The sequence below is a fragment of the Lysinibacillus sp. NPDC086135 genome (assembly GCF_044746345.1).
In the GTDB taxonomy this organism is placed as follows: domain Bacteria; phylum Bacillota; class Bacilli; order Bacillales_A; family Planococcaceae; genus Lysinibacillus.
Genome location: NZ_JBIVCA010000011.1, coordinates 26,848 through 45,406 on the forward strand (window position 1 = coordinate 26,848; position 18,559 = coordinate 45,406).

General features: G+C 37.4%; 16 protein-coding genes. 14 read left to right on the forward strand and 2 right to left on the reverse strand.

Going from position 1 to position 18,559, the window contains the following annotated elements; translation table 11 throughout:
- Positions 1 to 4: 4 nt before the first annotated feature.
- A complete protein-coding gene (locus ACIPKN_RS15080; protein WP_400937468.1) occupies positions 5 to 565 on the reverse strand; it encodes a DUF3267 domain-containing protein in 561 nt (186 codons plus the stop codon).
- Between the two features lie 173 nt (positions 566 to 738).
- Between ACIPKN_RS15080 and rpsF the strand changes: the two genes are divergently transcribed.
- The 8 genes from rpsF (at position 739) to ACIPKN_RS15120 (ending at position 8,762) form a co-directional block, all read left to right on the forward strand.
- On the forward strand, positions 739 to 1,026 hold the full coding sequence (rpsF, locus tag ACIPKN_RS15085; RefSeq protein WP_400937470.1) for a 30S ribosomal protein S6: 288 nt from the start codon (positions 739 to 741) through the stop codon (positions 1,024 to 1,026).
- Between the two features lie 38 nt (positions 1,027 to 1,064).
- Complete coding sequence (ssb, locus tag ACIPKN_RS15090; RefSeq protein WP_142510031.1) at positions 1,065 to 1,634, forward strand: single-stranded DNA-binding protein; 570 nt, start codon at positions 1,065 to 1,067, stop codon at positions 1,632 to 1,634.
- Between the two features lie 38 nt (positions 1,635 to 1,672).
- Entirely contained in the window at positions 1,673 to 1,909 is a 237-nt protein-coding gene (gene rpsR / locus ACIPKN_RS15095) for a 30S ribosomal protein S18 (protein ID WP_049662616.1), read from the forward strand.
- Positions 1,910 to 2,466: 557 nt separating this feature from the next.
- On the forward strand, positions 2,467 to 3,408 hold the full coding sequence (locus tag ACIPKN_RS15100; RefSeq protein WP_400937474.1) for a YybS family protein: 942 nt from the start codon (positions 2,467 to 2,469) through the stop codon (positions 3,406 to 3,408).
- Between the two features lie 12 nt (positions 3,409 to 3,420).
- Positions 3,421 to 5,394, forward strand: a complete 1,974-nt coding sequence (locus ACIPKN_RS15105; protein ID WP_400937477.1) for a DHH family phosphoesterase — start codon at positions 3,421 to 3,423, stop codon at positions 5,392 to 5,394.
- Positions 5,391 to 5,837, forward strand: a complete 447-nt coding sequence (gene rplI, locus ACIPKN_RS15110) for a 50S ribosomal protein L9 (protein WP_142510034.1) — start codon at positions 5,391 to 5,393, stop codon at positions 5,835 to 5,837. The genes ACIPKN_RS15105 and rplI overlap by 4 nt, the downstream gene beginning before the upstream one ends.
- A 13-nt stretch (positions 5,838 to 5,850) precedes the next feature.
- On the forward strand, positions 5,851 to 7,212 hold the full coding sequence (gene dnaB / locus ACIPKN_RS15115; RefSeq protein ID WP_400937480.1) for a replicative DNA helicase: 1,362 nt from the start codon (positions 5,851 to 5,853) through the stop codon (positions 7,210 to 7,212).
- Between the two features lie 257 nt (positions 7,213 to 7,469).
- On the forward strand, positions 7,470 to 8,762 hold the full coding sequence (locus ACIPKN_RS15120; RefSeq protein WP_400937482.1) for an adenylosuccinate synthase: 1,293 nt from the start codon (positions 7,470 to 7,472) through the stop codon (positions 8,760 to 8,762).
- 544 nt (positions 8,763 to 9,306) lie between these two features.
- On the opposite strand, the gene ACIPKN_RS15125 is transcribed toward ACIPKN_RS15120, so the two are convergent.
- Positions 9,307 to 10,119, reverse strand: coding sequence for a YitT family protein (locus ACIPKN_RS15125; RefSeq protein ID WP_255505247.1), 813 nt, complete (start codon positions 10,117 to 10,119; stop codon positions 9,307 to 9,309).
- A 1,314-nt stretch (positions 10,120 to 11,433) separates the two neighbouring features.
- Here ACIPKN_RS15125 and yycF point away from each other — a divergent pair.
- The 6 genes from yycF to ACIPKN_RS15155 all read left to right on the forward strand — a co-directional run bounded on the left by yycF (position 11,434) and on the right by ACIPKN_RS15155 (position 18,407).
- Positions 11,434 to 12,147: a response regulator YycF gene (gene yycF, locus ACIPKN_RS15130; protein WP_049662630.1), complete on the forward strand. Its 714-nt coding sequence runs from the start codon at positions 11,434 to 11,436 to the stop codon at positions 12,145 to 12,147.
- Positions 12,148 to 12,153: 6 nt separating this feature from the next.
- Positions 12,154 to 14,019, forward strand: a complete 1,866-nt coding sequence (gene walK / locus ACIPKN_RS15135) for a cell wall metabolism sensor histidine kinase WalK (protein ID WP_132362525.1) — start codon at positions 12,154 to 12,156, stop codon at positions 14,017 to 14,019.
- Positions 14,016 to 15,335 carry a YycH family regulatory protein gene (locus tag ACIPKN_RS15140; RefSeq protein ID WP_400937486.1) on the forward strand — a complete coding sequence of 440 codons (1,320 nt, stop codon included), beginning with the start codon at positions 14,016 to 14,018 and terminating at the stop codon, positions 15,333 to 15,335. Before walK ends, ACIPKN_RS15140 begins: the two co-directional genes overlap by 4 nt.
- Complete coding sequence (locus ACIPKN_RS15145; protein WP_400937489.1) at positions 15,322 to 16,149, forward strand: two-component system regulatory protein YycI; 828 nt, start codon at positions 15,322 to 15,324, stop codon at positions 16,147 to 16,149. Before ACIPKN_RS15140 ends, ACIPKN_RS15145 begins: the two co-directional genes overlap by 14 nt.
- Positions 16,149 to 16,937, forward strand: coding sequence for an MBL fold metallo-hydrolase (locus tag ACIPKN_RS15150; protein ID WP_132362531.1), 789 nt, complete (start codon positions 16,149 to 16,151; stop codon positions 16,935 to 16,937). Before ACIPKN_RS15145 ends, ACIPKN_RS15150 begins: the two co-directional genes overlap by 1 nt.
- 168 nt (positions 16,938 to 17,105) lie before the next feature.
- Positions 17,106 to 18,407 (forward strand): S1C family serine protease, encoded by a 1,302-nt coding sequence (locus ACIPKN_RS15155; protein WP_142510041.1) that lies wholly within the window; start codon positions 17,106 to 17,108, stop codon positions 18,405 to 18,407.
- Positions 18,408 to 18,559 lie beyond the last annotated feature (152 nt).

The following is an 18,559-nucleotide window of genomic DNA, read 5'->3' on the forward strand; positions in this document are numbered from 1 at the left end:
AAAGTTATTTCTTTTCCTCGGGCAAATATACATAAAGCTTAGGTAAATGAGGATCATCTTGTATTAACGCATTTTTTGGGTATTTACGTAATTCTGTATACATGGAAAAATCACCGACTGCTCCAGCGATTAAAAAAGCACCTACTAATACTAAAACAGTACTGTTAAAGTAGAAACCAGCAATTGTCGGGAGAACGCCAGTTGTCCAAAATGGAAGTAATAAAGCTTTTTTCATTGCATGATTCGGTAACGGTTGTTCAGTTGTTGCGTACGCTATGCCAAGCTCTAAATTTAGACCATATTTTAACGATTTAAAGGGTACGCCTCCAAAGACCATAAAGCCAATTAAATGAAAGGCTTCATGTAAGACAATGAAAATAATATACAGAATAACAAAAAGGATAGATCCAATAATCATATTCCAAAATGAAAAATCAAAATCTTTAAAGCAAATAGATTGAATAGCTACAAATAATATGACGAGACCACTTGTACCAACAATATTATCCATCATTAGTTTTTTTATATCCAATTCGATTACGATAGGTTCTTTATCTGGTAGCATGAAGATCCTCCTCTCATTCATGAATTAAGTTCATTATATAGAAAGAATTGTTTGGTTGCGACTTGAAAGACACGTATCTATATGTTACAATTCATTGATGTGAGTAATAATTATTACTTGCTCCTTGCTCCCTGTATACAGGAGAGCCTAAGTCCATAAGGAGGTGTAAACAGATGAGAAAATACGAATTAATGTACATCGTACGTCCGAACATTGAAGACGAAGCGAAGAAAGCTTTAGTTGAACGTTTCAACGAAATTTTAACTTCTAACGGTGCAGAAGTCATCGAATCAAAAGAGTGGGGCAAACGCCGCTTAGCTTATGAAATTCAAGACTTCCGCGAAGGTTTCTACCAAATCGTGAAAATAAACGCTACTTCAGAAGCAATTAACGAATACACACGTCTTGCTAACATTAGCGAAGATATCATTCGTCACATTGCGGTTCGTCAAGAAGCATAATCATTTAACAAAATGCTGAAAAGGAGGTTGCATTTCTGATGATAAACCGTGTCGTATTAGTTGGAAGACTAACAAAAGATCCTGAGCTACGCTATACGCCTAATGGTGTTGCGTCTACAAGATTTACAGTTGCTGTGAATCGAACATTCTCAAACCAACAAGGTGATCGCGAAGCTGATTTCATTAGCTGTGTTGCATGGCGCAAACAGGCTGAAAACTTAGCAAACTTCATGCGAAAAGGAAGTTTGATTGGAGTGGAAGGTCGCATTCAAACAGGCAGCTATGAAGGACAAGATGGTAAACGAGTATACACAACAGATGTAGTGGCAGATAGCGTACAGTTTTTAGAGCCTCGTAATACTAGCGGTGCTCCTGCTCCTCAATATGGTGGGCAGAATACTTACGGTAATAATCAACCGTCATATGGCGGTGGACAACCACAGCAACAGTTTGGTGGTGCTATGCCAGGGCAGGGTTCATTTGGCGGCGATGCTTATCAGCAAAATCAACCACCTATGAATCAGCCGAATTATACACGTGTAGATGAGGATCCATTTGCTAATAGCAAAGGACCGATAGAAGTATCTGAGGATGACTTACCATTCTAATACTTCTAAAATAAAAAATGATAAGGAGGAGACATACTATGGCACCACGTCGCGGAGGCCGCAAACGCCGTAAAGTTTGCTACTTCACTGCTAATAACATTACGAATATCGACTATAAAGATGTGGATTTACTTAAAAAATTCATCTCTGAGCGCGGTAAAATCTTACCACGTCGCGTAACTGGCACTAGCGCTAAGTACCAACGTAAATTAACTTCAGCTATCAAAGTTTCTCGTATCATGGGATTACTTCCATTCGTAGCAGAAGACAAATAAGATAATAAAGGCACAACGAGGTTTAATTAACTTTAGTTGTGCCTTTTTATTTATAAAACTGGAGTTGCTGATCTTGTCATCTCTAATACTATAGAGATGACCTTATTTTACCTCAGTAATTACTCCATATATTACCATTTGCCATTAGTATAAGAATTTATTACACTTTTAAGAGACATGAATAACGAAAAAATGAATGTTAGAGATTGAGAAACAAATTGCTAAAACGTATGAATGAGAAGAACAATCGACTAAGTAACATTTTTAAAAACAAACGGCTTATAATCATTTCGATTAAAAGCCTTTTTTCATGCAGTAGTAACGGTCGTATGCATCATTGAAAAATTTCAACAATATATATAAGAACATAAATAATGAATTTGTTATGCCTTTTCGGTAAAAAATCTCCTATATAGCTATGTATTTCACGCTTTAGTCATTGGTTCTACAAAATTAATGGCAAAGCATTCAGTTGTTCTTAGCGTTTTTTGTTCAATAACCTAAAAAAATGGTACAATAAAGGTCAGTAAGTTTGACTGAAAAAAGGAAGGTTTTCAATGCCGAATAATCAAACAAAGGCGCTTTTACATGGCTCAATGATGGTCGCAATCTTTACGCTTCTTATGCTTATTTCTGCATATGTACCATTCATTCGTATAGTAAGTCTAATATTTGCCCCATTACCAATTGCTTGGTATAGCGCAAATTATAAGCGTTCATCATCAGTATTTGTAGCAGTAGTAGGCTGTGTTTTAACCACTCTAACAACTGGCATAATTATGTTACCATTTGCCTTTGTATTGGCATTACTTGGTGTCGTAATAGGAAATGCAATTAATCAAAAGAAGAGCAAACTTTACCTATTCATGTCATCAGGGGTTGCTGTTCTTCTGTCAATGACAATTGTCTATGTAGCCTATGTTCAATTTACTGGTATCAATATGATTAACATAAGCATGGAGTTGTTCCGCGCAAGTTATGAGCAATCAAATGAACTGACAAAAACTATGACAGGTCAAGAAGCGTTTCAGCCAGAGCTAATTGAGGCTCTGTTAAAAACAGTTGAACTGACAATACCTGCAATAGTAACACTCTCTGCATTTATGACAGCATTTATTGTCATGACGTTCAATTTACCTGTATTAAAACGTCTTGGTTTCGACGTACCGAAATTTGCACCGTTCCAACATATGCGTCTACCACGATCTATTTTATGGTATTACATGATTGTTTTATGCATTAACTTATTTATGCGTCCAGAAGCTGGATCTACATTAGATGTTATTGTTTTAAATGTTTCTTATGTTTTATGGATGTTATTAATCCTGCAGGGGATTTCCTTTATACATTACCTTATTTCTAAAAAGGGAATGCCGAATGCTGTAAAATGGATAGCTACTTTGTTAGCCTTACCACTATCATCCTTTATGATATTGCTAGGCATCGTAGATTTAGGTTTCGACGTACGTTCACTTGTGAAGGGAAAAACTAAAGAATAAGGGGCTGATGTAATGGGGACTTTTAGAAAACGACCAATCCGCTATCCGCTTTTTGTTCTTTCCATTTTTGGCATTGTGACGTTCGTGCTTCTATGTATTTGGAATATCGGGATAGGTGTCGGTTATGGAGTAGGTTTTGTACTATTAATGGTCTATACGTGGAAGGTAGAAAAGATTACCTTTGATGAAACAGAAAGGCATATTGAATCCATTTCTTTCCGCATGAAAAAAGTAGGGGAAGAGGCATTGCTTGAAATGCCAATTGGGATTTTACTTGTCAATGATCAATATGAAATAGAATGGTCGAATCCATATATGCAAGGCGTTTTAAATATGGAGAGTTTAGTAGGTGAAGGAATCGTTAATATATCTGACGACATTTACGTGCTAATGAAGAGTGAAGAGACAAACGAAGATACGATTACACTCCGTGATCGTAAATTTCGAGTTTATTATAAAAAAGAAGAGAATTTACTCTATTTCTTTGATATCACAGAGCAGATAGCTATTGAAAAACAATACTATGCAGATCGTACAGTTATTGCGATATTATTTGTTGATAATTATGACGAAATTACGCAAGCAATGGATGACCAGCCACGTAGTTTAACGAATACGATGGTGACATCAATTGTTAATGATTGGGCAGCTGAGCAAGGGATATTTGTCAAACGAATATCATCCGATCGTTTTTTAGCTGTATTAAACGAATCTATTTTAATGGAGCTTGAGAAGAAAAAATTTGCCATTTTAGATACAATCCGAGAAAAAACAGCGCAAAAAAATATGTCACTAACATTAAGTATTGGTGTTGGCGCAGGATCATCTTCATTAGTAGAGCTTGGTGAACTTGCACAATCAAGTTTAGATCTTGTTTTAGGGCGTGGTGGTGATCAGGTTGCCATCAAGCAACCTACAGGGAAACTGAAATTCTATGGTGGGAAAACGAACCCTGTTGAGAAACGTACACGCGTTAGAGCACGTGTTATTTCCCATGCACTACGTGATTTAATTCAGGATAGTGACCAAGTATTTGTTATGGGACATAAAAACCCTGATATGGACTCTATTGGTGCCTCTGTTGGTGTACGTAAAATGGCACAGATGAATGATGTGAAGGGCTATGTGATCGTGAATTTCGAAGAATTAAACGGAAGTGTAACACGTCTAATGAATGAAATAGAGAGTAAATCGGATTTCTATGAAAATTTCCTAACGCCAGAGGAAGCTGCAGCAAGAATGACAGAAAAATCTTTACTCGTTATAGTCGATACGCATAAACCGGATTTAGTCATCGAATCACAGCTATTGAAGCTGGCAGAAAAAGTTGTGGTGATTGATCACCATCGTCGCAGTGAGGATTTTATAGAAAATCCAACGCTTGTTTATATGGAGCCCTATGCATCGTCCACAGCTGAGCTTATAACAGAGTTACTCGAGTACCAACCAAAACGTGCGAAGATTAATATGCTAGAGGCTACGGCATTGCTGGCGGGAATTATAGTCGATACAAAGAGTTTTACACTGCGCACAGGAGCCCGTACGTTTGAAGCGGCTTCTTATTTACGGACAAATGGTGCCGATACAGTGCTAGTACAGCGATTATTAAAAGAAGATGTCGATACGTATATTGAGCGTTCTAAAATAGTGCAAACTGTTAAGTTCGTGAAGCCGGGTATTGCTATTGCTGTAGGTGAGGAAGCGAAAGTGTATGATTCTGTACTAATTGCGCAAACAGCAGATATTTTACTAACAATGAAGGATGTTGGTGCTTCCTTTGTCATTGCACATCGTTCAGATGGCAAAATCGGCATAAGTGCAAGATCACTTGGCGAAGTAAACGTGCAGCTTGTTATGGAAAAGCTAGGCGGCGGTGGACATTTAACGAATGCAGCTTGCCAAGTCGAAGCAAGTTCCATTGCTGGAGTAAAAAAATATTTAGAAGAGGCCATAAATGAGGTACTCGAAGGGAGTTCTGAATCATGAAAGTAGTATTTTTAAAAGATGTTAAAGGAAAAGGGAAAAAAGGGGAAATAAAAAATGTAGCTGACGGCTATGCACAAAACTTCTTGATTAAAAATGGCTATGCTGCTGAGGCAAATGCACAAGCATTAAGTCAATTAGATGGTCAAAAGAAATTAGAAGCTAAAAACGCCGCTGCAGAATTAGCTGAAGCGAAAGCGTTAAAAGAAAAATTAGAAGCTTTAACAGTAGAATTAAAAGCAAAATCAGGTGAAGGTGGTCGCCTATTTGGTTCAGTATCTACAAAGCAAATTGCTGATGGGCTTCAAAAAACGCATGGCATAAAAATTGATAAACGTAAAATGACTTTAAGTGATGGAATTCGTGCGCTAGGCTTTACAAATGTACCTGTAAAACTACATCATGAAGTATCTGCAACATTAAAAGTTCATGTAACGGAAGAGTAAGGGGCGACGAACCATGAACGAACCGATGATGGACCGCGTCCCACCGCATAACCGGGAAGCGGAGCAATCGGTTATCGGTGCAATTTTCCTCGATCCTCAATCGTTAATCACGGCATCTGAAATTTTACTAGCAGATGATTTTTATCATAATGCACATAAAACAATTTTCGAAACGATGCTACGTTTAAGTGATCAAGGAAAAGCGATAGATGTTGTCACAGTTACTGAAGAATTATCAGCTAAAAAAGAAATTGAGGATGTTGGCGGGCTATCTTATTTACTAGAGCTCGCCAATGCTGTCCCTACAGCTGCTAACGTCGCACACTATGCGAAAATTGTCGAAGAAAAGGCATTATTACGTCGTTTAATTCGTGTTGCTACTAAAATAGTAGAAGATGGCTATACTCGTGAAGATGAGGTAGAGGCATTACTTGGTGAAGCAGAGAAGAAAATGATGGAGGTAGCCAGTCGTAAAAATGCGGGTGACTTTAAGCATGTTAAAGACGTATTAGTGGAAACCTTTGATAACATTGAGAAGCTTCAATCACAAAAAGGTGATGTTACAGGTATTCCGACAGGCTTCCGTGACTTAGACCATATAACAGCTGGCTTCCAGCGTAACGATTTAATTATTGTTGCGGCACGTCCATCTGTAGGGAAAACAGCCTTTGCATTGAATGTCGCACAAAGTGTTGCCGTTCAAGCGCGGGAAAATGTTGCGATCTTCTCCTTAGAGATGGGTGCTGAGCAGCTAGTTATGCGTATGCTTTGTGCAGAGGGAAATATAGATGCACAAGTTTTACGTACTGGTGCTTTAACAACAGAAGATTGGGGTAAACTAACTATGGCAATGGGGAGTTTATCAAATTCAGGAATTTTTATTGACGATACACCGGGTGTACGTATCAATGAAATTCGCGCAAAATGTCGACGTTTAGCACAAGAGCATGGCCTCGGTATGATTTTGATTGACTATTTACAACTTATTCAAGGTAGTGGTAAAGCAGGGGAGAACCGTCAGCAAGAGGTATCTGAGATTTCACGTTCTTTAAAACATTTAGCGCGTGAATTAAAGGTTCCAGTCATTGCATTATCACAGCTATCTCGTGGCGTTGAGCAACGTCAAGATAAGCGACCAATGATGAGTGACTTACGTGAATCGGGAAGTATTGAGCAAGATGCTGATATTGTTGCCTTCTTATATCGTGATGATTATTACGATAAGGAGTCCGAGAGTAAAAATATGATTGAGATTATTATTGCTAAACAGCGTAACGGTCCAACGGGTACAGTTACACTTGCTTTTAAAAAAGAATTCAATAAATTCATTAATGTGGATTGGTCGCAAATGCCGCCACCACCTCCACGTGAGTAAATATTTATCTTCATTCATAAGAAAAAGTTCCTTCTTTTAGAGGAACTCAACGTTGGAGATTACACCAAGACGGAATTAATCTGAATGTTAGATAATATTCATACCATTCTGTCATTAAACACGAACGTTGAATCGTATTTTTTGATTTTATGTTCGTGTTTTTAAGTATTTTTGTTGACTAGGCGTTTCTATCATTGATACAATAATTAACGGCTTAAAAATTGAGATACAAATGGTATCTAACGGAGGTGCTGACTATGACATCAGTTGTAGTTGTAGGAACACAGTGGGGAGACGAAGGAAAAGGTAAAATTACGGATTTCCTTTCACAAAAAGCTGATGCAATCGCTCGTTTTGCAGGCGGTGATAATGCAGGACATACAATTAAATTTGATGGTGAAACTTATAAGTTACATTTAATCCCATCAGGTATTTTCTATAAAGAAAAAGCTTCAGTAATCGGAAATGGTCTGGTTGTTAATCCAAAGTCATTAGTGACGGAGCTTAAAGGTTTACAAGAGCGTGGCATTGATACAGATAATTTACGAATTTCTAACCGTGCGCATGTTATTTTGCCATATCATATAAAGCAAGATATCGCTGATGAGGAAAGCCGTGGCGATAATAAAATTGGTACGACTTGTAAAGGGATTGGACCATGTTATCAGGATAAAGTAGCACGTATCGGTATCCGTATGGCTGATTTACTAGACAAGGATGTATTTGAAGAAAAACTACGTCAAAATTTAGCAATTAAGAATAAGTTATTTGAGAAATTTTACGAAGTTGAAGGCGTAACATTCGAAGAGATTTTCGAGGAATATTACAACTATGGACAAGAAATCGCAAAATATGTAACAGACACGTCTAAAATCTTAAATGATGTACTAGATGAAGGCGGCAAAGTGTTATTTGAAGGAGCACAAGGTATTTTACTTGATGTCGATCAAGGTACGTATCCATTTGTAACATCTTCAAATCCTGTTGCCGGCGGAGTAGCGATTGGTGCTGGTGTTGGCCCATCACGAGTTTCAAATGTTATTGGTGTATCTAAAGCCTATACTTCTCGTGTTGGCGATGGACCGTTCCCTACTGAATTATTTGATGAAGTTGGTCAACAAATTCGTGAAGTTGGTCGTGAATACGGTACAACAACTGGCCGTCCACGTCGTGTAGGTTGGTTTGATACGGTAGTTGTGCGCCACTCACGCCGAGTAAGTGGTATTACGCATCTTGCGCTTAACTCAATCGATGTTTTATCTGGTTTAGAAACAGTTAAAATTTGTACAGCGTATAAATATAAAGATGAAACGATTACTGAGTATCCAGCAAATCTTCATATTATTGAACAATGTGAACCAATTTATGAAGAGCTTCCAGGCTGGTCAGAAGATGTTACAGGCTGCAAAACATTAGAAGAGCTACCTGAGAATGCACGTCGCTATGTAGAACGCGTAAGTGAATTAACTGGTATTGAAATTGCTACTTTCTCTGTTGGTCCTGCACGTGAACAAACGAACGTTTTAGTGGATGTTTGGGAAGCGAAATAAATATAAATCATAAAAGGGCGTACCATATGCGGTACGTCCTTTTTTATACCTCTTTCCTTACTTTGAATTTTGGGGCGAGACGCAATTATTGTCCATTATATTTTATGTATTCAAAATTAGTAAGACTCTTCGGCAAAACGAGGGGTTGATTTCCGTTCCGACTGAGCGCTTTCCTGGGGGCGTCCGATGAGCCGCTTCACTCGCGCTGCTCGCTCCAGGGTCTCATCTGTGACGCTGATCCCCAAGGAGTCGCTCAGTCTCCACTCCAATCAACCACTTCACTTAGCGTATATTTTCTGGCATATTACTCTAAATTTATAGTGATAATATGTGAAAATATAGTGGTAGTAATAGATGTCTTTTGTGTGAAAGCGAAGCAGCAATAGATTCTTTTTACAAAGTGTAGCTACACAAAATGTAAAATAGCGTCACTGTAATAAGCCTATTCAATTTGATTATGGTAAGTAGCCATAATATTCACTTTCATAGATGTATTTCAACAACATTAAAAGGACGTGCCATATACGGTACGCCCCTTTTGTCATTAGTGGATATCTCTCTTCTTGAAGCGGCCACCTCTAACCTCTGCAATATTACCAATTGCTAGGAACGCATGATCATCAATTTCAGCGACGATTGATTTAAGCTTGGATTCCTCTAATCGGGTAATGACGGTAAAAATAACTTTTTTATCGTTACCTGTATAAGCCCCCTCACCATGAAGGAAGGTTACACCTCGACCTAGTCGGTCCATAATCGTTTGCCCAATTTCATCAATTTCATCACTAATGATATAAACGGATTTTGATTCCTCCATCCCTTGAATGACGATATCAATCATTTTATAGGCAATATAGTATGCCAGGATAGAGTACATGGCTTGTTCCCATGTGAACACAAACCCCGCTACTGCAAAGATGAGTAAATTGCAGAACATAATAATTTCACCAACGGAAAACGGTGTTTTACTATTAAATAAAATAGCTAAAATTTCTGTCCCATCTAATGAGCCGCCATAACGAATGACAATGCCGACACCAATACCTAAAATCATGCCACCAAAAACTGTGGCCAATAGCGTATCTTGAGTAAACGGGTTTAGATTATGTAAGAAAAGAGTTGTTAATGAGAGTACTGTAATTCCGAGCCCTGTGGAAAGTGCAAAGGTTTTACCGATTTGTTTATAGCCTAAAAAGATGAAAGGTAAGTTTAAAATGAAGATGAAAATACCAAGAGGTAAATTTAATAAATGAGAAGTAATAATGGAAACACCTACGATTCCACCATCCATAATGTGGTTTGGTACTAAAAATAGCTCTAGCCCCAGTGCCATAATGACTGCACCTAATGCTACCATAATGGTCCTAATGATAAGTTTTCGAACGGGATTTTTACATTGAGGCTTTCTTACTTTAGGGGTTATTTCAGATGTTTGTAAAACATTCAAATTAATCGCTCCATTCAACTAATGTATCTAATCTTTATTTTATCAGAATATTTAATAAGCAAAAAGTGATAAGTTTAAAATTATAGTAAAAATAAATGGAATACTAGCGGCTTTATTCAAAGAACTCAACTAATCGCTTGGAGTAGAGGTTGAGAGGCTTAGGGTCTAAATACCTCATGAAAAGTACAAGACAGGAACAAAATCTACGTCTGAAACTATACTTTTTAATAGCTATAAAAAAAGGAATGATGTAACAATTAGTAGAGAATTAATACATTTACATTACAAAAAGATGAAAACAGTTAAACTGTATTTTCTTTATGGTACAGTATATTGGTGCAAAAAAAAATTGTGGGTAATTAATACTACTATAGAAAAGGTGGAAGGTGCTTTACGGTCACCTATCATCAATTAAAGCGCAAAGTTAGGACAAGTAAGTAGTAGGGGAAATCTGTTAGGGGAATTATAGGCACTACTAGAAATCCATCAGGTACACATCTACACTTTGAAGTTAAGAATAAGGGTTCGTTAGAAAACCTATTATCATATGCAGGGCGTTAATCAATTCGAATAGAAGGCAGTCCAAAATAGGGCTGTCTTTTTATATACTTCGTATGTAAATCTATGTTATTTCCCGAGAAATATTTGTCGAAATATAATTTAACTTTTTTTAGCAACTATTTTCTGTAGCGAAAGCAAAGCGACAGGTACAGAAGTCATCCGCCTCTATAGGTGATGAGTTGAATGCGGTTTTAAGTCAATTTTCAGAGAGTATCCAAATATCCGTTGAAATAGAGGAACTCAGTCTAAGAACGCTGCGTCCTATGGCAACGGCTGAGTGACCAACTTTGTACTGTTGCCGCTGTCGCACAGACAAAACACCGTGCTGAAGCTGTGTTAGCACTACGCTTTCGCGCAAAAAACATCTGTTGGCCTAAAGCCTCCGGCGGATGTCACGGGTTCGGAAAGGAGCTCTTATATAGGAAGTTAGCCTAAAACCATCGCATCCATGCGATAACGGCTAACTGACCTGCATCACGCAGGCCTAAGCACAAAGGCCAATTCCGGAAGCAATTTGTTGAGGCATAATTGATTATAACAATATCGTAAAATGTCTTAGGATTTAGAATAATGCATAGAAGTTAAAAGCATGGTAGAGTTAGAGTAGTGACTTTAAAAATACAATCGTTTAAAAATAGATAAAAAGCGAAAGGGAGAAAAAATATGGACAAGACCATTTTAGTTGTTGACGATGAAAAACCAATCGCAGATATTTTACAGTTTAATTTAATAAAAGAAGGCTACAAAGTTATTTGTGCTTATGATGGAGATGAGGCACTAGAGAAGGTTGAGGAAGAACAACCAGATTTAATGCTTTTAGATATAATGTTACCTAAGCGTGATGGGATGGAAGTTTGTCGAGAAGTACGAAAAAAATATGATTTCCCTATCATTATGCTAACTGCAAAAGGGTCTGAGATTGATAAAGTATTAGGACTAGAAATGGGCGCAGATGATTATGTGACAAAGCCATTTAGTACACGTGAGCTTATTGCACGTGTAAAGGCAAATATGCGTCGCTTACAGGTAGTAGCCCCTACTGCCGAAGAGGTTGAAGAAGAGTCCAATGAAATTGTAGTAGGCTCGCTTGTTATTCAGCCAGATGCTTACTTAGTATTGAAACGTGATGAAGCAATTGAACTAACACACAGAGAGTTTGAACTATTACATTACTTAGGGAAGCATATCGGTCAAGTAATGACGCGTGAACATTTACTACAAACTGTGTGGGGCTATGACTATTTCGGTGATGTACGAACAGTAGATGTAACAATTCGCCGTTTACGAGAAAAAATAGAGGACAATCCTAGTCATCCGGCTTGGATTGTAACACGCCGTGGTGTAGGTTATTATTTACGAAATCCTGAACAGGAGTAAAAAGGAATGCAGAAAGTTAGCTTCTTTAAATCAATTCATGTCAAGCTAGTACTAATTTACATTTTGCTAATCCTACTTGCTTTGCAAATAATAGGAATTTATTTTGCGCGTGAATTAGAGCAAAATTTAAAAGACAACTTCCGACAATCCATTTTTCAACGTGTCGATTTAATGCAATATAGCATTCGTGAAGAAATGTTAAAAGAGCGCGATGAAAGTATGCCAACTCTTGAAGAGAGCTTGAAAACGATTGTCATGGAATTTTCCACAGGATTGAAGGAACTTTCTAAAGGGGATATTTTAGAAATCCGTGTCATCGATAATAGGCAGCGTATTCGCGCCACATCTGAGATAGACAATCAAAGTTTGATTGGACAGCGCTCGAATAATGACCTCGTACGCCGTGCTATCTCTGCAGAAACATTATTTGAAAACATTAAACTTGATAATAAAACAAGAAATCGAGTGTGGGTGTTAGCTTCGCCAATTCGAGATGGTGCAGGACCTGATGATGAAATCATAGGGGTACTCTATATTGAGGCAAATATTGAATCTGTTTTTGAACAAGTGAATGACATTAACCGTATTTTCCTTGGTGGTACAGCAGTGTCCTTAGTAATTACTATCTTTTTAGGAATCTTAGTGGCACGAACAATTACACAGCCAATTTCAGATATGCGTAAGCAGGCTCAGGCGATGGCAAAGGGTAACTATTCTCGAAAAGTGCGGGTTTATGGTACAGATGAGATAGGGCAGCTTGCTATAACCTTTAATCATTTAACAAATCGCTTGCAGGAGGCGCAATCTACTACTGAGGCGGAACGACGAAAGCTCGATTCGGTCCTTAGTAATATGACGGATGGCGTTATTGCAACAGATCGAAAAGGGCGTATCATTCTTATTAATGACCCCGCACTAGAGCTGCTGCATATTTCAAGAGATATTACATTAGGCCGACCGATTGCATCTGTTTTAGGAATTGACCAAGAGTATAGTTTTGAGGATTTAATTCACATGAATGATGCGGTGAATTTAAATTTTAGTACAGCAGACGCACCATATATTTTACGTGCGAATTTCTCTGTTATTCAAAAAGAAACGGGCTTTATTAATGGTCTAATTACCGTACTGCACGATATTACGGAACAGGAAAAAATAGAGATGGATCGCAGGGAATTTGTATCAAATGTGTCACATGAATTAAGGACACCGTTAACGACGATGCGCAGTTATTTAGAGGCGTTAGCAGATGGTGCATGGAAAGATGAAAATATTGCTCCAACATTTTTGAATGTCACACAAACAGAGACAGAGCGTATGATCCGCTTAGTGAATGACTTATTGCAGTTATCAAGAATGGATAGTTCAGATTATGAACTGAATCAAGACATTGTTCTATTTAATTCATTCTTTAACCGTATTATCGATCGTTTTGAAATGTCTAAGTCAGATAAAGTGATGTTTGAACGTTTATTCCCAGAGGCATCTTATTATGTAGAAATCGATACGGATAAGGTGACACAAGTTATCGATAATATTATTTCTAATGCTATTAAGTATTCACCCGATGGCGGTAATATTCGCTTTGGCTTTACAGCGCAAGGAGATATGCTAAAGGTTATGATTTCCGATGATGGTATGGGAATTCCTAAGGAAAATGTAGGACGTATTTTTGAGCGTTTCTATCGAGTAGATCGAGCTCGAGCTCGTTCTATGGGAGGCACAGGTCTAGGTCTAGCTATTGCCAGGGAAATGATTGAAGCTCATGGCGGTAAAATATGGGCTGAAAGTGAAGAAGGGCATGGAACAACGGTTTTCTTCACATTACCACTTAATTTAGATGATTTTGACGAGGCAGGTGAGTGGGAATGAAATATATAGAACCAGTTAAATCAGTTGTTTTATTCCTACTTGTTGTGCTAAGTGTTGTTTTAACCTTTATAATTTGGACATACACGCCAGATTATAAATTTATTGAAAAGACTGAAGGAAAAGAAATTCTAATCGGACCACAAAAAAAACCGGAGGATGTAATTCGTCCTTATAAAGCTATTTACCGTTTTGATAAAGAATTTACCGGAACAGTATCTAATGGTGCAATGGTAGATATTATGGACGCATTTCATGGGTGGAATATCCTGGATTTAATGCCCGTTGACAATAATCTTAAGGCGGACTCTGTAAACGATATGATTCGTTCTAACAATTATATGACTGTCTTTTTCCCTGGTGAGATTCCTTACTCTGCCTTTAACACGATTTTTCAGTTCGCCGATAAGGAGCTACCTGAAACAACCTTCAATCGTATGATTATAGATTGGAGCAATTATAATAGCAAAGTATTACAGGTATTTTTCATTAGTGGCAATAATGAATTATTAATGGGTTCACGTGTAAGTCTAGAAAATGCTAATCAATTTGTAAGAGATATTATTGAGCCAGCGAAAACATACAGCACTTTTAAAGAAGTGGAGCGAGATGGCTTTACCTCACTATATATTGCAAATGATAAAATTGAATCTGCAAAATATACGTATTTTATCGAAGAGAAACCTGAATTATTTAAAAATGTGGTATTTACAAATCTAAACAATGTCGTGCGCACTGATGAAAGTGCAACTACTGAAAAATATCACGATGGAATGTCACGGATGGTGATTGATTCGAAGGTGAAATCATTAACCTATGTATATCCAGCTGCAGAAAGTAGTGTAAGAATAGAGCCTTCCAAGCTCTTTACGGATAGCTTTGAATTTATCAATGAACACGGAGGTTTTACAGATGATTATCGCTTAGCCTCAACAAGTACAAGCAATAATCAATTGGATTATCAGCTATATTTACATGGATTACCGATTTATAGTGATCAGGCTATAAACCGAATTACAACCGTTTGGGGAGAAAATCGTATTTTCCGCTACAAACGTCCATACTTTTCTTTTGAGAAAGATATTCCATCCGAAAAAGAGATGAAGGAACTTCCGTCAGGATCGGAAATCGTTGAAAAGATTAAAAAGCTAAATAACATTGCTTTATCAGATATAGATGATATTGTTGTAGGTTTCTATTTAACCTATGATCAAAGCACAATAGTGACATTAGAGCCATGCTGGTTTGTTATTCGTAATGGTATATCGACAAAACTGACGCCTGACATATTAGGGGGTGTCAAAAATGGATTGGAATAGAACAAAGTCTATTTTTATATTCGTTTTTTTAATCTTAAATATCTTCTTGTATTGGTTATATTTAAATCGCTATAATGAAGCGCAGAGCGTAGAAATACTAGGTGAAAAAACAATAGAAGCCCGTTTGAAAGATGATAATATTACGTATGGACCACTGCCGAATAGTAATGAATCAGCTTCTTACATTACAGGAAAAGTGCATAATTTTAAAAATATTGTTAACGATGACAATCAGCGAGTAAGTTTCACTGATGAGACACATGCACATATACGTGTTAATTTTATTAACCCTGTGAAATTACGAAATATTAGTGATGATGCAAGCTTTACTGATTTTGTCCATTTAAACGTTAAAGATGGAGATTCTTATGCATTATGGAAGGTAGATCGTGAGGAACGAGTCGCAATCTTCTTCCAAAAGAAAAATAATCGAATGTTCTATTACAATGATAGTGCCTTATTAAAAGTACAGTGGAATTTAGATAACGAAGTGACAATGTATGAGCAGACAATGATTGATAATATCGAAGAGATGGAGCAACAGGAAACGGTCATACCACCACTTCAAATTTTCCAGACACTTTATAATAAAGGGCTATTAAAATCAGAATCGCGTATTAAGCATGTGAAGTTAGGTTACTCAACATTTAGTAATTTAACGCAAACACAAGTGTTGATACCAACATGGGAAGTACAAGTGGAATTACCGGACGGAGAAATAGAAGAGTACTTCGTGGATGCTATTGATGGAAAAATTATTGAAATCCAAGGAGACAAGCAAAAGGCTGAAGAGGAAGACTGGGGAGTTGAATAATGCGATTTAGTGTTTTAGCAAGTGGCAGTACAGGAAATTCGATTTATGTAGAGAATGATGAGCATGCATTTATTGTCGATGCGGGTCTTAGTGGCAAAAAGATGGAGCAACTATTTACAAAAGTCGACCGCAATATGAAACAGCTAAGTGGCATTTTCGTTACACATGAGCATAGTGATCATATTAAAGGAATAGGTGTATTGGCACGAAAATATAATGTACCTGTTTATGCTAACGCCAAAACGTGGCAGGCGATGGACGGGCTAGTTGGCGATATACCTTTAGAGCAACGTTTTGAATTTGAAATGGATACTGTAAAGCATTTTGGTTCATTGGCTGTCGAATCTTTTGCGGTATCACATGATGCAGCAGATCCAATGTTTTATAGCTTTCATGAAAATGGGCGTAAGCTTGTTGTTATTACGGATACAGGCTATGTCAGTGATCGTATGAAAGGGATTATTCGTGGTGCTGATTCCTTTGTATTTGAAAGTAACCACGATGTGAATATGCTGCAAATGGGACGTTACCCATGGTCTATAAAACGTCGTATTTTAAGTGATGTAGGGCACGTTTCAAATGAGGATGCAGCTATCGCAATGAGTGAAGTAGTATTTGAAAAGCCAACAAATATATATTTATCACATTTAAGTAAAGATAATAATATGAAAGAGCTTGCACGCATGAGTGTTACACAAACTTTGCAATCTTGCGGCATTATTGTCGGTGAGTATTTAAATTTATTTGATACAGATGCAGAAGAGCCGACGAAGTTAGTAACCGTTTAATGATAAAATATCGAAGCTTTAATGAGGCTGTTCAATGGCATTTATAGAAAATGCATTGAACAGCCATTTTTATGTCCATTTTATTTATTTTTCATCTGATTTTAATGTTTGAATTGTAATATTAGGGTAACAACTAGCAAATACTTAATAAAGGAAAGGATGAGGTAAATGGGCTATTTTCAAGATGATGATAAAAATAATGATTTATTAAAAAATGATGAAATACAGAAGTCACCTCTTCAGGAGCGACTCGAACAAGAGGAGCGAGAAACGCAAGAGAAGCGTCATAAAAAGAAAGGCGGTGGCGGAGGTAAAGGTGGTTATTTATTTACCGGTTTTATCGGCGTTATCATAGGCGCTTTACTCGTTTGGCTCATGATGCCTGGACTTGTCAATCAAATGCCAGGTACAACAACAAGTAGCGCAGGTAATAAAAGTGAAACAACCATTAATCAAGTGGCAACAGAAGTGACAACTGACGTTACAAAAGCAGTAGATAAGGCTTCAGGGGCTGTTGTAGGGATTACAAATATTCAAGAAGTGTCAAGTGGCGGATTCTGGAGTCCACGATCCTCATCAGAACAGCCTGCGGGAAGCGGTTCAGGTGTTATTTACAAAGTTGAAGGTGATAAAGCCTTTATCGTGACAAATAATCATGTTATTGAAGGTGCAAAGCAGTTAGAAGTAACAATGCCTGATGGAACGAAAGAAGTAGCACAATTAGTTGGTCACGATGTTTGGACAGACTTAGCGGTCATTTCAATCAGCTCTAAAGATGTTAAGACAGTAGCGACATTTGGTAACTCAGACGTATTAAAACAAGGTGAAACAGTAATTGCGATTGGTAATCCACTTGGCTTAGAATTCTATGGCTCAGTTACTACAGGTGTTGTTTCTGGTAAGGATCGTTCTGTACCAGTTGACATAAACGGTGATGGTACTATAGATTGGCAGCAAGAAGTATTACAAACAGACGCAGCTATCAATCCTGGTAATAGTGGTGGTGCACTTGTAAACCTTGCTGGTGAATTAGTCGGCATTAACTCCATGAAAATTGCACAATCCTCTGTGGAGGGTTTAGGCTTCTCAATTCCGATTAACTCAGCAATTCCAATTATCGAGGAATTAGAGAAAAATGGTGAAATGAAGCGTCCAACAATGGGTATTTCATTAGTAGACTTAACGGATGTTCCGTCATTCTACCAACAAGAAACGTTAAAATTACCAAAAGACGTAACAACAGGTGTTGTTATTACAGATGTTGTGTCGAACTCTCCAGCTTCAAAAGCAGGCGTTAAACAATACGATGTTATTGTTGAAATGGATGGCCAAAAAATCGAAACAGCAATCGATTTACGCAAACATTTATATAACCACAAAAAAATTGGTGATAAATTAACGATGAAAGTATATCGCCAAGGTAAATTAGTGGATCTATCACTAACATTAACAAATAGCGATTCGTTGTAAATTGAAAATCAGTGGGGATGATATGATCTCCACTGATTTTTTTTGTTGTTGAGTCAATGATAGTAAGGTGTCATATTACAGTATAGCTCTTCAGCAAAACAAGAGGTTGATTATGTGTGAAAGCGACAACAGCAATATAAGTACAATTGCAT